We start from the raw sequence: 13,732 nt of genomic DNA, 5'->3' as shown, positions 1-13,732 counted from the left end.
CACTAGCTTCTGCGCTCGAGACGAACAGGCTGACGCTCATACATCGCTAGCCAGTCTGGGAGTTTGGCCAGATCAAACAGGATCACCTTGCCGATCTTGATCCGTGGCGGACCATGTCCGGCGAGACACCATCGGGCGACTGTGCGCCTGGAAACTCCCAACGCGCTCGCAACCTGATCCTCAGTGGCGTACCTGCCGCTGACGAAATCTTCACGTCCACCGCCGGCACTTGGCGTCTCAGTCGCAGGGGTCTGAACAGATAATTTTGCTTTGGAAATTTTGATCACATCCGTCCCCCACTGGAGCTGATTGGCAGGCTGTGGCCGGCGACGGATTGCTAATTTGCATAAGTTGGCGTGAGTGTCGTCAAGGAAATTTCCCACGAAATGCGCATTTCGTGGGTGAAGGAAGCCGATAATGAGCTACGAGCCAACCGACAGTATCACTGCTAAGTTTTGCTCCGCTTGACCGCGCGGTCGAATGTCTGACGAGACACACCCAATTTCGACGGCACTACTTTCGCTCTGAATTTCTTTGTGCCCACCTTTTTCTTTTCTGTTTCGGCAAGCTCGTCCATCAGGCGGTCCTGAAGAAGCTGAAAACCTTCTGCGAACCTACCTGTGCGTCCTCTACCTACGCCAAACCCAAAGTATTTGCTTATTCGTTCAACCTCCCGGCGGGACGATTTGCTGGCCGGGAGAGAAAGCTCCCCCTCAAACATGCTCACTGTAGCTTTCCCGATGAAATCTAAAGCCCACTCCGGAGGCACTACTCCGAACGTGTGGCATTTTTTTATAGCCGAGAACACGAAGAATGGGTTTTTGGTTTTTTCGAAATCCGCCTTGTCTCTTAAGCACAGGATATAGGCCTGTGCTAGCAGACCATCTTGCTCGGGGGTCAGCACCTTTATCATCTGTACCCTTTGGATCTCACTCTGCATCATTGGCGAAAATGCTTCCAACGCGTTCTGTTGCAGAACGCAATGCCTCATCAAGCAGGTGAGCGTAGCGGTGGGTCGTCTGCGCTTGCGTGTGTCCCAACAAGGCGCCGATGACTGGTAGGGAGTGGCCCGCCGACGCGAGATAGGAGGCGAAGCTGTGCCGCAGATCGTGAAGCCGGATGTTCTCAATCCCAGCCTGCCGGCAGATGCTCGCCCATGCCTTCTTGATGTCACCGAGCGGCTTCCCAGTGACTTTGCCGGGGAACAGCCATCTACCTTGGCTTGAGCTACGCATCGTCGTGAGAAGATCCAGGGAAGCAGCAGAGAGCGGTACGCGGTGCTCGCGGGCCTGCTTCACGGAGGCGGCGGGCTTGATCCAGATGCCGGCCTCAAGGTCGAACTGATCCCAGGTCGCCGACAGCACCTCCATACGGCGCGCGCCTGTCAGCAGCAGGAGCCGTATCGCGTTGGCGGTCTGCTGGTTGCTGTAGGCATCTAGCGCTCCCTGCAGCCTTCGAAGCTCATTTCCTGAGAGGTAACGCGTCCGCATCCTCTCCGGGTTGCGCTCAATGCCGGTGACTGGGTTCTCCTTGATCAGTTCCCATTTGACGGCGAGCGAGAACATCTTCGACAGCAGGGCAACCAGGCGGTTGGCGCGGTAGGGGGTACGAGCCGATACCTCACGGTGCAGGGCCTCAATGTCCGCGTGGCGGATGGCCGTGACCTTCTCGCGACCCCAGCGCGGGAGGATGACGTTGCGGATGAAGACGCGGTCATCGCGCTGCGAACTGGGCCGCTTCTTCGGGAGGTGGCGCTCCTCGTAGAGCGCGCACAGGTCGGCTACTGTCGGTGTCTCACGCTCCTCGCAGCGCTTGGCCATCGGGTCTTCGCCGAGGTCTATCCGCCGCTTGAGGCCTTCCGCCTCCTTGCGGGCAGCCGTGGCAGACCACTCCGGGTAGCTCCCGATCGTGTAGCGCCGCTCACGCGCTGCAATCCGGTAGTTGAGGATGAAGGACTTGGCTCCCGCCGCAGTCACGCGGGCACCGAACCCCTTCAACTCGGTATCGTAGGTGATGCGGTTGCCGCGCTCAGGGGAGGGGAGGGACTTGACCAGGGTTTCGGTGATCCGAGATGCCATAACGCCGGTGTCCGCACTGTGTCCGCACTCAGAAGAGCAACAGATGAGCACGAATGGCCGGACGTGTCCACGAGTGTCGGACTTAAACCGTTGATTTAAAACGATGTCACACCTAAGTGCCTGACGCTGCTAGGGCCTAAAATGCTCGGCCCTGCTTCCTTTTAATCTGTAGGTCCTGGGTTCGAGTCCCAGCGCGCTCACCAAATACCTTCTGCTGATCAACGGCTTACTTGATCTTAGACCCGCCTCGGCCAGCGCGGTGTGTGCATTTTCGGCCCTGGTGTGTGCATTCACCGCGCGGAGGCACCTTCACCGAACAGGTTGCGGCGCGTCTCGGCCCAGCCCTCCTCGAGCTTGCGCATCATGTTCCGGGCGAGCCGACGCTTGTTCACGTCGCGGCTGTAATGCCGCACCATCTGCTCGGACATCTCGACGATCGCCGATACCTCAGCCTCGGTGCCGCCGGCCTCCAGCAGCATGTTCACGGCGTTCTTGCGCAGCCCGTGGAAGACGAGGCCGGCCTCGCGCAGGCGCGCCATCGCGGCCTTCTTCGCGGCCGGGGCCGATGTCGGCGTGCCCTTCGCGTTCACGCTGGTGAAGTCGCGCTGCCAAGCCGTGCGATAGGCCGCCAGCGTCCACGGCTCGCCGCCCTCGCGCAGATGCAGGGCAGGGTGGTCGAGATGCGTCCGCGTCAAGATCTCGCGGTACTCGGAATGGATCGGCACGAAGACCTTCCTCCCGGTCTTGCGCGCAACGAGCTCGATCGCGTTGGCGCCGGCGGCCGGGCGCGCCATCGGCACCACGTCGACCGAGCGCTGGCCGGTGTAGAGGGCCGAGTAGACCGGCAGCTGCAGGGCCGGCCGCGCATGCTCGAAGAAGAGTTCGAACGCCCAGTCCGGCCAGGGCTCGTGCGGCTCGACCTCATGCTCGACCTTCTCGGTGTCGGCCACGACGTTCACGGTGGCGAAGCCGCGCGGCACGCCGAACCCGATTAGCTTGGACAGCACGGCGCGGAAGTAGCGCGCGACCGAGGGCGTGCTCTGGAAGCTGTCGATCGCTTCCTGGGCATCCACTGCGGTCAGCGCTGAGACCGGCTCGTCGCCCCAGATCCGCACGATCTCGCGCAGGTGCCGGTCGTAGTCCCGCTTCGTCAGGTCGGCGAGGTCAGCATAGGCCTTGTGCGCGGTGTAGGCCTCGACGAGCGCGCCGAACGTCTTCCGGTCCTCGCCATCCCGCGAGGCGTCGCGCTTCCCGGCATCGTCGATCGCTGGCCAGAACTCGGGCGCCTTGGGCGAGGGCAGGGGGTACAGGCGGCCGCTCGGCCCGCGCCAGGACCAGCGCCACTCACCGCCATCCTGACCCGCCTCCAGAGCCTCGCACTGCTTGCAGCGTTGCCAGAATTCCTGGGTCTGCGGATCGAACGGGATCGGGATCGTGGGCCACGCCCAGTCGCGGCCGCGGTGGCGGGTGTAGCTGTAGTAGTGCCGCCCGATCTTGTTCGGCCGGCTCCAGACGTACCTAGGCAGCTCGACCGCCCCGACGCGCTTCCTGCTCCTCACGGAACTTCGCTCCCAGGCTCTTGGCCGGCGGGGCCGGCTCGGGCGGAAGAGTTGCAGCAAGCTCCGGGAAGAGGGAAGCGTGCCGGCGGTGCCGCCAGCGGTCGACAGCCTCGAGATCGTACATGCCGGTGTCGGGATCCGGCATCGGGAATCCGCGCGCCAGAAGCCGCGGCAGGCAATCGCGGAACTGCGCCTCTGACAAGTGCATCCGGCGCGCCACCTTCTCCGGTGGGATATCGCCCGGGTCGACCTTGAACCGAATGTCCGTAGGCCGGGGCGGGATGCTACGGGGCATCCACCCCTCCTTTCTGAGCGAGGGCGGGACGAGGAAGAATAGACCTGCCGAAATACTGACACTGCTCAGATGATCTCGCGTACATGCAAGCATTGTGTCGCGAGCAAGAGTTAGGCTTGATGCAGCCATCGGGCCAGACGGGCGCCTGCCCGCTGGTCGCGGGCACCGCGCTCTCGTCTGCGATGGAGCCGCTTTGCGTCTCCACCCCGGAGGGGCTCCGATCGGCTGGCGCAGGCGGCAGGTCTGCCCAGCCGATCGGGTTGGCAGCTACCTCAAATTCATTGCCGGCGACGAACGGATTGCCCCAGGGCGTCGAGCGATCGACATTCACGGCCGGCAGCCCATTCGTGGCCCGGCTGTGCTCCTGCAGGTTGAAGCCAGCATAGCGGCTCAGCTGAAGGCGGACGGGCTTCATGCCAGCCTCCCTGCGGGCGCGTCGGCCCGGGCAGCGTTGGGGTGGGACGGGGGCATTGGGCGGAGCCTTTAGAGACAATTTGTGCCCGCCGGGCGCCTAAGTATTCGGTGCGGAATGATTGAAACTCACCGATTTCGCATGGCATATGAGGTGTCAGGCGCCGCATTCGATTGTCTGAGAATCGAAAAATCGGGTCCTTTAGCCGATGAATTGCATCATTTATGAGTAATACCGACGAGCAGCCATGTGCGTTCAGCGAACGCCTATTGGCGATTTTGGATGAGGACATTCCGTCTGCGATGATGGGCCGTGTGCGGCAGTTCCGAGAGCTTCTTGATCTTGAGAACGCGGCGCACTCGGCCGGCGTCGCGCCGTGGCTTCTAAATGAAATCCGAACTGCCCGCGACACCACGGGCTGGGTGATGCTCACCGCGCTGGACGACGAGGCAGGGCATTGAGGCTGCGCGCTCACGGCCGCGCCTCCCATATCGCAGGCTGGGAAGGTGAAACATTCTTAAATCCCACGATTGCCCATTCATTGTATTTTAATATTTCGGTGATTATTGATTTACTAAATGCGGAGCGAGGCGGCGTGATGTCAAAAGAACGCCGAGACTGTCCTCGCAAAAATGCTTTCAGGCTCGGAACGCTGTTCTTCCACGAAGAGCCGCATTGCTTGGACGTAATTACCCACGCCTCTGATGGGGGCGCCGTTCAGGCGACGGTGGCGAGGATCGTCGCGAACGGGCTGGCGCCGGAGAGGCGGGCGGTGTCGACGACGGTGCGGATGTCGGCCTCGCCGGTAGCGGCCCACATCGCACGGTAGCCATTGGTCATCTTCCGTTGCACGACGGCGGGACGGAGCAGGCGCTCGCAGCCGTTGTTTGTGACCGCGACCGTGCCGGGATGATCGAGGAAGACCAGGAGTTGATCGCGGGCCCGACCAATCCTGGCCTGCAGTTCGTAGGTCAGGTCACAGCGGCTCGGGGCGGACAGGATGTCGGAAAGCCGCCGCTCCAGCGCCCGCCGTTTGGCCGCGAGCGTCGAGGCGGCCAGATCGGTGACGCGCTCGGCCAGGGCGAACACGGCCTGCAGCCAGAACTGGAGGCGCAGTGGCACCGGATCGGCGCTCACCTCGACGGCGTAGGCCACGTCGCGGGCGAGATGCGCCAGGCAGGTCTGGTGGCGGACGCCATGACCCTGCTGAGCGGTGTAGCGGTCGGAGATCCAGACCGCGGGCCGGTGCCCGTCCATCATCTCCCGCACCACGACGGCGCCGCGCGTCGGCGAGGCTGTGTGCACCACCGCGTCCGTCGAGTGGAAGACCCAGTGATAGGAGTTCGAGCCCTCGATGCGCACCCCGGTCTCGTCCGAGGCGACGACCTCGGCACGGCGCAGCTTTGCGACGGCGGCCTCGCGGCCGGGCCGAAAGCGCGCCTGCGCGCGGCGGAGCAGGTTCATCAGCCCGCCCTGACTGAGCGTCAGGCCGAACAGATCCGACAGCGCCGCCTGCAGCCGCTCGTAGGACAGAGCCTGGAAGGTCTTCAGATACGTCGCCACCGCGTGCAGCCGCGGACCAAACGGCGTGCCCCGCGCGGCCTGCGGCACCGGCGCGACGCCGCGCCCCCCGCAGGACGGGCACTGCACGGCCAGCCGCCGATGCCGGGTCACCACCGGCGCCACGGCGGGCAACTCGATCCGCTCGGACACGCTCACGACCTCGGCGGGAAGGTCCCCGTGCAAGGCGCCGCCGCAGCACGCGCACCGATCCGGACGATGATCGACGACCGCGTCGGGATCCTCGCTCAGCACACGGCTATGGCCCTCGTGACCGGGCTTGGCTCCGCCGGGCTTGGCCTGCTCCCGCCGCTCCTTGCGGTCGGTGGACGGCGGCTTTGAGGAGGTGCGCGAGGTCTTCTGCGGGCGCTGCAGCCGCAGCACCAGCTCGATCAGTTCTTCCCGGCTCAGACGTTCGAGATCGCTGCGGCCCATCCCACGAACGAATCAGCCAAACCGGCCCCGCACAAGGCCCCCGCACGACCCCCGCGCCGCCGCACGTCCTTCGAACCTGGCGCTCAAACCGCGTGGGTAATTACGCTTGGACTGCCTGATCTGGAACGTCTCAGAGCTAGGCGCGCTCATCGAGGTGGAACCTGATGCGCATCCACCAGACCGCTTCCGCGTCGTGGCGACCGGCCTGAACCTCGATCGCAACAGCATGCAAATTTGGCGCGACGGGCGGCAGATCGGCGTCGCGTTTGTAGCTTGATCGCGCGTCCCGACCCTGCTCCGAAGTGGGATGGCCACTGCCTTGCTTAACAGGGGCCTAATCTCGGCCCGTGTTCCGCTTTGGGAGAGAACGCCATGCAGGAGCGTCGCAGAACGCCACGTCGCCGCAGCTACATCGGCGCCACAATTGTGTTCAACAATCGCTGCTCTACCATCGACTGTCTCATTCGAGATATGTCTGATGGTGGCGCAAGATTGATTTTCAGCGACACCATAAATGCGCCCGAACAATTCGATCTTGTGATCAATAAGATGGGTGAAACCCGCCGCGTACAGATGGCATGGCGGCAGGCTGATCAGGCCGGCGTCACATTCCTGAAGCAGTCCGCCGTAGAGCTGGCCGCGCAGGAGCACGCACGAAGGCTCAGAGAAGTCGAGGCTGACCGTACCGCGCTGCGCGCCAGGGTCACCGAACTGCTGGGTCGCGAATGACACCGCGCGCCCGCCGCTGAAGCTGATGAGGGCCGGGCCCTGGATGAGGTAGGGATTCGCGCTCATCAGGCGGCCCTCGCGATCTCGGGTAACCCGAGCGCCGGACGCATAGCGCCGACGAGGAAGCCCGCAGTCAGGAACTGCGCGTGGTCAGCCGTCCTTCCCTTACAGACATGGAGGAAACGGCTATGATGAAGCGCATCAGCGCGATGAGCCTGATCATCGGAATGCTGAGTGTGCCCGCGCTCGCGCAGGCCCCTATCACCCCGCAGCAAAGCCGCGAGCAAGCTCCGAACATGCCCGCGCTCAATGAGACCGTGCCTGAGCGGGTACGGCCGGCTGACCCCGATTCGACGGGCTCTATTCGTGTCCGGCAGCCGGAGAAAGAGCTTCCAGAGGCCAAGGACGGGGACAAGAAGTCTGGGTAGTCGCCGATCACTCTTGGCGCAGCCCAGCTTCGGCCCGCCGCCCGCGACGCTGTCGATGATGAGAGGAGCGCTCACGGCCGCGCCTCCCCCGGGCGGGTGGGGGTGGAGTGGTGAATACCGGGGACGGCAAGGAAGCTGCCTTGCGTCGGAGAAAAATCATTCCAGGATCGGCTGATCAGCAAGTGCTGACCGATCAAGGAAATGTGCCCGTGGCAAACCCGACGCAGCCCGTTAACGCGGCCCCTGATATCAACCAGCTGCCTGTGGAAGGGGCTGTGGATGCCCCGATCCTTTTCTTCGATGAAGCACCCGCGCTCGGTACCGGCCCTGGCGTTGGCCGCGTGACGCTCAGCGCCCTTGTGCAAGAGGTCGGCGCAAATGGCGCGATCAGCTATCGCAGGGTGGCCGTCGCGCATCTCCGCGGCAATGCGCTGGCATTCGAAGGCTTGCGTGAAGCCATCAACCGAATGGAGTTGCTCGCCTCTCCTGTTCAGGGCAGCCCAAATTAAGCCCCCGGCGCTGTGCTTGGCGGGGGTCATGCGGCGGCCTTCGCCATTGCGACCGATCGAAACGCGAGTCGGAGGAACAAGCGGATCTCGGCATGTCTTTCCAAAGCAGAGATCCGCAAAATCCATTTCCGAGGCATGCCGCAATGTCGTTCGCGTTCTTTGGAGTATCGATCGCGCCATCCCAAGCTCAGGGCTTTAGCCCAGGCCCCGCTGAAGCGGATCGGCGCGCAACACCGCCGCCGGCGCGACCAAGTCGCCTGGAGTGGCCACGACTGGCGCGTCCCACCCCGGTGATCGCGGGCAGTCGCAACAAGATCGGAGACGCGGCGTAATTCCGTGATGCGGTCGGTCATGCGGACCTCCGAGCGTCACAATCCTCGGAAGCAGCCGGCCGGCCGAGCGCAGCCATCGTGCGGGCGAAGATGCCGGGGCGGGGCGTGGGATTGGCGACGATCCGCAGGCGCGGCGCGCGTGGCTCGGCGTGCCCCTCATCGCTGATGAAGCGGCGGACCTGGGCGACGAGACGTGCGGCATCGGCCAGAGCCGCAGCATCCGCATCGACGTCGCAGACGGCCTGCGTCGTGTTCGGGCAGTCGGCCGGAACGCCGATCGCCTCGGCCTCCCAGATGCGCAGGATGCGCTGCCGGGGCATCGCCTTGCGCTTCGTCGTGCCGATGTCCTTGAACGGCATCAGGCGGCCCTCTCTTCGTCGTGGAAGGTGACGCCGCGCTCGGCGCCGAAGACGTGGACGAGCTCGATCAGGGTCGAGAACTCGTCCTTGCTCACGTCCGAGGTGCACAGGTTGTCTTTGAGGGCGCGCCGCTCGGCGCCTCGACGATGATGCGGACCGCAGCGCGGCGCTGGCGCCAGATCGCGCGGACGAAGGGAGCCGCCAATACGCCGCAGGCGATGCCCGTGATCAGGACGGCGAGGATCAGGGCGATGTGCGGGAGATCGGCCTGCATGGCTCACTCTCCCGCCGGAGAGGCGAAGCCGGCATCGAGATCGGCCAGCGACCGGCCTCGCTCCCGCGAGACCTCCGTCAGGCTGATCTCGGCGGCGTCCGCGGCATCGACCTGCCGGGCCGCGAACAGCACGGGCCCCATGGCTCCGATGCCGCGATCGGCCTCGTTGCGGGTGACACGGTTCTGCAGCGCGAGCTTCAAGCCGGCGGCGCTCGGTGGCAGGCGGTAGGGTTCGCCGGCAGCGTCGGAGGCCAGGGCGCGGTCGAACTCGTGCCGGTAGCGCTCGACCTCGCCCACCGCGTGAGCGATGGCGGCGTCCGCGTTGTGGCGCGGGAAGGCGTACCGGGTGCGGCCGCCCGCGATGCGGAGCGTGATGTTGAGGAGCCGGCGCTCGGCTGCGTGCAGGGCCTCCAGCTTCGCGATGGCCGGGCTGTCCGTGTAGTCGTGGTTGTAGAACATGGGCGCGCACATCGGCGGCACTCCGGCGGCGTTAGCGGATGAGGGTGATGTCGGCGGCGGGCGCAGAGGCAGCCGGCCGACCGACGAAGTGGTTGCCGACGGCCCACGTCAGGCTCCAGACAACCATGGGCGCGGTGATCGCGAGGGCGGCGAGCATCACGCCTTCCCGCCGATAGCGAACCGATGGGCGGCAGCGTCGTGCGCGGCGCGGGCAGCGACAGCGTCGGCCCCGCTCTCCTCACGGTCGAAGATCGCGAGCTGGTTCGGATTCTCGGGCGTCAGCAAGTCGCCAACGATTGCCATGCGCTCGCCCGCACTGCCGGCCAGCCGGTGCACGTGCATCTCGGTGGCGCCCATCTGCGCCAAAATGCTCAGGACACTCGAGAGGCGAGGGCCGTTGCCGACGTGGGCGACGCTAATGAGTTGGGCAAGGCCCGCTTCGTCGCGTCGGACAGCCAGGGCGACAGTGTCAGCGACGTCATCGGGCGACGCGTCAGCAATGGAGTGAACGCTGACCACGTAGCGCTTGCCGGAACGGCCGCGCCAAGCCGAGAGCGCGAGAGCCGGCGTGCCGGGTAGGCTAGCAGTTGTCCGAAGGCACTCCTCGCGGACGACGGCGGGGCGATCGCGGTCAGCCTTCAAATCGCGAAGAGCGGCGGACCAGAAGAGGGATCGGCGGGAAGACATCCGGGACTCCATCGCGGTAGTGGCGATGGGCAACAACTACAACTGGGGTTGTTGGTTGTCAACAACCCGAGTAGCGGGTTCGGTTGTTGGTATTTATCCCCAGCCGTCCCCAGGGGCAGGCGATTGACAGGAACGAGAACAGAACAGGAACATTGGTGCGGTCAGAGACCATTGAGGAGGCGCCAGTGGCGTCGCAGGCCGAGTCCAAGAAGACGTATTATGTGGTGCAAAGCTTCTCGGAGGAAGCGGCAGGCCTGCGAATGGACGCTCCCATTCAGGCGCTCACCGAAGCATCCGCACTGAAAACCGCCGAGCGCCTATCGGAGCGCAAGGTCTCGGTTTTGGCCTTCGCACGCACTGGCGATCCGGCGACCGGTGAGTTCGACGAGCCGGTGGTGTTGGCAAGCTATGGGCGGCCGATCGGCGACAGCATGGAGGACCTGCCGTTCTGACCTATCGGCGAAAATCCTTGGTCACAATCCGATGGCGCGTGCCCCATTCAGCTCGATCCAACTCAAATTCCCGCTCAGGGCGAAACTGCTTGACCCGCCACTTCTCGTCTGTCGCACTAAGGAATCGCTTTACCAGCGCGCTGGGCTCTTCGGCTTTTGTGCTGTAAAAGACGCACGAGGTGTTCGCTAGGACAGGCAATCTGGGGTTGATCATCAGGATGTCGCCAGGCTCAAACTCTGGCGCCATCGATTCGCCGACCAAATAAATTGCGTACCCATCCTTCACGCCTTGCAACAAGGGTGGCCGCTTCACAGTACCGATGGAATCGCGCTCGATCAGGAGTGCGCCTTCGCCACCCTCCGCGGCAGCGTAGAGAGGCACATCACCCACGAGGCCGGCCGCAGCCGCCCAGTACGCTGGGTCGCGAGCAAACTCCGGAAGGGGGCCACTGCCGCCCGCAAACTTAATCGGTCGAGTGATTGCTGGCGCATTCCCAACGCCGGGTCCAAACGCTTCTGGTGGGAACGATGTCGGATCGAGCTTCAACTCTGCGATCAGCGCGTGCAGTGCTCGCGTGGACTGCGGGCTTTCGTTCTCGATCTTGTTGATCGTCGCCTGAGAAACGCCAACGGCCTTTGCGAGTTGAGCTTGGCTGAGGCCTTGAGCCTCGCGCGCTTCACGGATGAGGTCGTGCCACGTCATAGCGCAGCAGTCTAAAACCTCGGTAGTTGGAACGCTCGGATAACTTGGTTGTTGACTACCAACAACCTTAGTGGTTATACCCGGCGGCATGAGCATTCAGCCTCTTATCCAGGCCGCGATCGCGCTGCTCGGCTCGCCGTCTACGCGCAGCATCTTGAAGGACAGCCGACCTGGGCAATTGAGGAAGCCCGGCGCCGGTTCGGTAAGGGCGGCTGGAAGTGCAACTGGAACGGCCGGGGCGTGCCGTCACCGCAGAACATCAACGCCGAGTGCGCTTTCATCACGCTCGAGATCGAGACCGAGATCGCGCGCATTAGCGCCATCCTCGACGCCGAGCTCGTCAACAACGAGACCACCGAGGACGAACGCCGCGAAGCCGTCGCCCGCTGGGAGCAGCTGAAGGCCGACATGGGCCGCAGCAACGTCATCGCGCAGCGCACCGACGAGGAGATCGCGGCCGAGCGTTTTGAGATGAGCCGGGCGAATGACCGCTTCCGCGCGCGAGAGGCGGCGAGACGTGCGGCTCAGCAGAAGGAGCACGCCGATGCGTGAGCGCCGCTGGTACAACCTTTACCGATTGCCGAATGGGCGGCTGTGGCTGGGCTTCGAGAACCGATCGCGAGCCGCAGCGCGAGCAGTCGCGAGACAGTGCCGGGACTATTGGAAGGGTATGACGCCAGTCCTCCGCGTCCACGTCATCCCGAAAGCCGCATCCTAGCTGCCCCCCTTCCTCTCGTCGCGTACCGAGATCTCCCCATGCCCACCTACGCCATCGCAGACCTGCACGGCCGCTTCGACCTCTTCACGAAAGCGATCGCCGCCATCACCGAGCGCGGCGGCGGCGCGGTCGTATTCACGGGCGACTATGTCGATCGCGGGCCCGAGAGCCGGCAGATCATCGAGTCCCTGATGGCTGGCCCGCCGCCAGGGCAGGAGTGGTTCCCCCTTAAGGGCAACCACGAGGACATGATGGTCCAGGTCTGCCGAGGGCGTGCCTCGGTCGGATGGTGGATGGAGAATGGCGGCGCCCAGACCCTGCTCTCCTACGGCCACCCACCGGCAGGGAACGTCGAGCTGTCCGTCGTTCCTCGCGAGCATCTGGACTGGCTCGACCGCCTCACGATCCTGTTCCGGGATGGTTGCCGCCTGTTCGTTCACGCAGGGGTCGACCCCATGGTCGCCCTGGAGCTTCAAAGCGAGAAGAAGTGCCTCTGGATGCTCTATCCAGAAGGTTTCGCGGGCGGCCACGGCGACCTGCACGTCGTCCATGGTCATCACCAGTTCGCCGACGGGCCCAAGCTCTACGCCGGCCGAACCGACCTCGACACCTTCGCCTGGTACACCGGCCGGCTCGTGATCGGCGTGTTCGAAGACGATGTGCCCGGCGGGCCGGTCGAGCTGATCGAGATCATCGGCGAGCCGCACGAACTGGCCTGCCAGGACGCCGCTGAGTCCTGACCGCCATCCCCTTCCTCTCGTCGCGTATCGAGGTTAGCCGCCATGTCCAAGACCGCCCGCCGCTTCAAGCCGAGCCTCACGCCGACGCACTTCGTGACGGTGCCGCTGACGAACGATGTACCTATCAAGGACGAGGATCGCATCCTGCCGCCCGCGATTGAGGACCGGGACGAAGAGAGCTGGTACGCCGTCACCTGCGGACCGCGGGGCGAGCGCCGGACGCTCAACGCGCTCATGGATGCAGGGCTCGTCGCCTACGTCCCGATGGAGACGCTGTGGCTCGACGAGGTTCGCCTCAAGCAGAAGGTGAAGCGCGAGGTGCAGCGGGCGATGCTGCCGCGCTACGTCTTCCTCTGCGTTCCGACCGGCTCGCGGATCTGGTACGACCTCCGGGAGCGGCATCGCGACGGGCGCAACGTCTTCGGCATCGCCGGGATCGTGATGAACGATGGCCAGCCCTGCCGCATCCCCACCGCCACCCTCAAGCAGCTCGCCCAGGAAGAGCGCGACGGCTGGTTCGATCAGCGCCGCAGGCGCGCTCTCGAGATGCAGCGCAATCCGGACCTCTCCGGCCCAGCACTCAGAGCAGGGGACCGCCTGAAGGTGGTCGGCGGTCCTTTCACGAGCTACAGCGGCGTCGCCGAGGCCGACAGCGGTAGCGGTACCGTCCGCGCCCTCGTTGACATCTTCGGCCGCTCGACGCTTGTCGTCGTCCCGCTGGAGCAGGTCGAGAACCTGTCCCGCGACGTCGCTACTGATCCAGTCGGCCCGACGCCGCTCACGCGGGCTGAGCCCTATTCAGGAATGGCTCTGGCTCAAGGCAGGCAGGTCGACTGGCGCGCGATCGAGGAGCGCCGTCTCCGCCGGCAGGAGCGAGTGATCTCCGCACAAGCCGAGAGACGAAGTCGCGCCTGAGATGGCTTGGCCAAGTCGTAAGGGCGCTGTGCAACCATAGCTTGTCGGGCCGATCAACGCACCGCTATGGTCGCGCCGCAATCCCCGA

The 13,732-nt window shown here is 64.6% G+C and carries 22 protein-coding genes; 9 read left to right on the top strand and 13 right to left on the bottom strand.

The window, feature by feature from the left end:
• Positions 1 to 2: 2 nt before the first annotated feature.
• The 6 genes from DK389_RS35815 to DK389_RS33175 form a co-directional block, all read right to left on the bottom strand.
• Positions 3 to 287 carry a helix-turn-helix transcriptional regulator gene (locus DK389_RS35815; RefSeq protein ID WP_418292084.1) on the bottom strand — a complete coding sequence of 95 codons (285 nt, stop codon included), beginning with the start codon at positions 285 to 287 and terminating at the stop codon, positions 3 to 5.
• 161 nt (positions 288 to 448) lie between these two features.
• Positions 449 to 904 (bottom strand): hypothetical protein, encoded by a 456-nt coding sequence (locus DK389_RS33180; protein WP_162560946.1) that lies wholly within the window; start codon positions 902 to 904, stop codon positions 449 to 451.
• Between the two features lie 25 nt (positions 905 to 929).
• Entirely contained in the window at positions 930 to 2,078 is a 1,149-nt protein-coding gene (locus DK389_RS28955; protein WP_109894967.1) for a tyrosine-type recombinase/integrase, read from the bottom strand.
• 290 nt (positions 2,079 to 2,368) lie between these two features.
• On the bottom strand, positions 2,369 to 3,637 hold the full coding sequence (locus DK389_RS28950) for a site-specific integrase (RefSeq protein WP_109894965.1): 1,269 nt from the start codon (positions 3,635 to 3,637) through the stop codon (positions 2,369 to 2,371).
• The gene (locus tag DK389_RS28945; protein ID WP_109894963.1) at positions 3,597 to 3,932 is read right to left on the bottom strand and encodes a hypothetical protein; all 336 of its coding nucleotides are present in this window, start codon (positions 3,930 to 3,932) and stop codon (positions 3,597 to 3,599) included. Before DK389_RS28945 ends, DK389_RS28950 begins: the two co-directional genes overlap by 41 nt.
• On the bottom strand, positions 3,922 to 4,347 hold the full coding sequence (locus DK389_RS33175; RefSeq protein ID WP_162560945.1) for a DUF4326 domain-containing protein: 426 nt from the start codon (positions 4,345 to 4,347) through the stop codon (positions 3,922 to 3,924). Before DK389_RS33175 ends, DK389_RS28945 begins: the two co-directional genes overlap by 11 nt.
• 221 nt (positions 4,348 to 4,568) lie before the next feature.
• Here DK389_RS33175 and DK389_RS28940 point away from each other — a divergent pair, with 221 nt between their 5' ends.
• Positions 4,569 to 4,805, top strand: a complete 237-nt coding sequence (locus DK389_RS28940; RefSeq protein WP_109894961.1) for a hypothetical protein — start codon at positions 4,569 to 4,571, stop codon at positions 4,803 to 4,805.
• A gap of 256 nt (positions 4,806 to 5,061) precedes the next feature.
• Here DK389_RS28940 and tnpC read toward each other — a convergent pair whose 3' ends face one another.
• Positions 5,062 to 6,339 carry an IS66 family transposase gene (gene tnpC, locus DK389_RS28935; protein WP_109888666.1) on the bottom strand — a complete coding sequence of 426 codons (1,278 nt, stop codon included), beginning with the start codon at positions 6,337 to 6,339 and terminating at the stop codon, positions 5,062 to 5,064.
• Positions 6,340 to 6,445: 106 nt separating this feature from the next.
• On the opposite strand from tnpC, the gene DK389_RS33170 reads away from it, so the two are divergent.
• From DK389_RS33170 to DK389_RS28920, 4 genes are all read left to right on the top strand, one after another.
• Complete coding sequence (locus DK389_RS33170; RefSeq protein ID WP_162560944.1) at positions 6,446 to 6,616, top strand: hypothetical protein; 171 nt, start codon at positions 6,446 to 6,448, stop codon at positions 6,614 to 6,616.
• Positions 6,617 to 6,711: 95 nt separating this feature from the next.
• Positions 6,712 to 7,068 (top strand): PilZ domain-containing protein, encoded by a 357-nt coding sequence (locus DK389_RS28930; protein WP_109894959.1) that lies wholly within the window; start codon positions 6,712 to 6,714, stop codon positions 7,066 to 7,068.
• A 188-nt stretch (positions 7,069 to 7,256) separates the two neighbouring features.
• Positions 7,257 to 7,496, top strand: a complete 240-nt coding sequence (locus tag DK389_RS28925) for a hypothetical protein (RefSeq protein WP_162560943.1) — start codon at positions 7,257 to 7,259, stop codon at positions 7,494 to 7,496.
• Between the two features lie 110 nt (positions 7,497 to 7,606).
• The gene (locus DK389_RS28920; RefSeq protein WP_236960421.1) at positions 7,607 to 8,005 is read left to right on the top strand and encodes a hypothetical protein; all 399 of its coding nucleotides are present in this window, start codon (positions 7,607 to 7,609) and stop codon (positions 8,003 to 8,005) included.
• Positions 8,006 to 8,354: 349 nt separating this feature from the next.
• On the opposite strand, the gene DK389_RS28915 is transcribed toward DK389_RS28920, so the two are convergent.
• The 5 genes from DK389_RS28915 to DK389_RS34720 form a co-directional block, all read right to left on the bottom strand.
• A complete protein-coding gene (locus DK389_RS28915; RefSeq protein ID WP_109894955.1) occupies positions 8,355 to 8,696 on the bottom strand; it encodes a hypothetical protein in 342 nt (113 codons plus the stop codon).
• 91 nt (positions 8,697 to 8,787) lie between these two features.
• A complete protein-coding gene (locus DK389_RS28910; protein ID WP_109894953.1) occupies positions 8,788 to 8,970 on the bottom strand; it encodes a hypothetical protein in 183 nt (60 codons plus the stop codon).
• A 3-nt stretch (positions 8,971 to 8,973) separates the two neighbouring features.
• Entirely contained in the window at positions 8,974 to 9,441 is a 468-nt protein-coding gene (locus tag DK389_RS28905) for a hypothetical protein (protein WP_162560942.1), read from the bottom strand.
• A 19-nt stretch (positions 9,442 to 9,460) separates the two neighbouring features.
• On the bottom strand, positions 9,461 to 9,586 hold the full coding sequence (locus DK389_RS35070) for a hypothetical protein (protein ID WP_257791921.1): 126 nt from the start codon (positions 9,584 to 9,586) through the stop codon (positions 9,461 to 9,463).
• A complete protein-coding gene (locus DK389_RS34720; protein ID WP_236960420.1) occupies positions 9,586 to 9,948 on the bottom strand; it encodes a hypothetical protein in 363 nt (120 codons plus the stop codon). The genes DK389_RS35070 and DK389_RS34720 overlap by 1 nt, the downstream gene beginning before the upstream one ends.
• A 353-nt stretch (positions 9,949 to 10,301) precedes the next feature.
• Here DK389_RS34720 and DK389_RS28895 point away from each other — a divergent pair, with 353 nt between their 5' ends.
• Entirely contained in the window at positions 10,302 to 10,568 is a 267-nt protein-coding gene (locus DK389_RS28895; RefSeq protein ID WP_162560941.1) for a hypothetical protein, read from the top strand.
• Position 10,569: 1 nt separating this feature from the next.
• Here DK389_RS28895 and DK389_RS28890 read toward each other — a convergent pair whose 3' ends face one another.
• The gene (locus DK389_RS28890; RefSeq protein WP_162560940.1) at positions 10,570 to 11,271 is read right to left on the bottom strand and encodes a helix-turn-helix domain-containing protein; all 702 of its coding nucleotides are present in this window, start codon (positions 11,269 to 11,271) and stop codon (positions 10,570 to 10,572) included.
• 48 nt (positions 11,272 to 11,319) lie between these two features.
• On the opposite strand from DK389_RS28890, the gene DK389_RS33165 reads away from it, so the two are divergent.
• The 3 genes from DK389_RS33165 to nusG all read left to right on the top strand — a co-directional run bounded on the left by DK389_RS33165 (position 11,320) and on the right by nusG (position 13,644).
• Complete coding sequence (locus DK389_RS33165) at positions 11,320 to 11,823, top strand: hypothetical protein (protein ID WP_162560939.1); 504 nt, start codon at positions 11,320 to 11,322, stop codon at positions 11,821 to 11,823.
• 204 nt (positions 11,824 to 12,027) lie between these two features.
• Positions 12,028 to 12,729 carry a metallophosphoesterase gene (locus DK389_RS28880; protein ID WP_109894943.1) on the top strand — a complete coding sequence of 234 codons (702 nt, stop codon included), beginning with the start codon at positions 12,028 to 12,030 and terminating at the stop codon, positions 12,727 to 12,729.
• A gap of 42 nt (positions 12,730 to 12,771) precedes the next feature.
• On the top strand, positions 12,772 to 13,644 hold the full coding sequence (gene nusG, locus DK389_RS28875) for a transcription termination/antitermination protein NusG (RefSeq protein ID WP_109894941.1): 873 nt from the start codon (positions 12,772 to 12,774) through the stop codon (positions 13,642 to 13,644).
• Positions 13,645 to 13,732 lie beyond the last annotated feature (88 nt).

The organism is Methylobacterium durans, assembly GCF_003173715.1.
Taxonomy (GTDB): Bacteria; Pseudomonadota; Alphaproteobacteria; order Rhizobiales; family Beijerinckiaceae; genus Methylobacterium; species Methylobacterium durans.
Note: the sequence above shows the minus strand (reverse complement) of the source record. Positions and strands in the feature narration are given on the sequence as shown.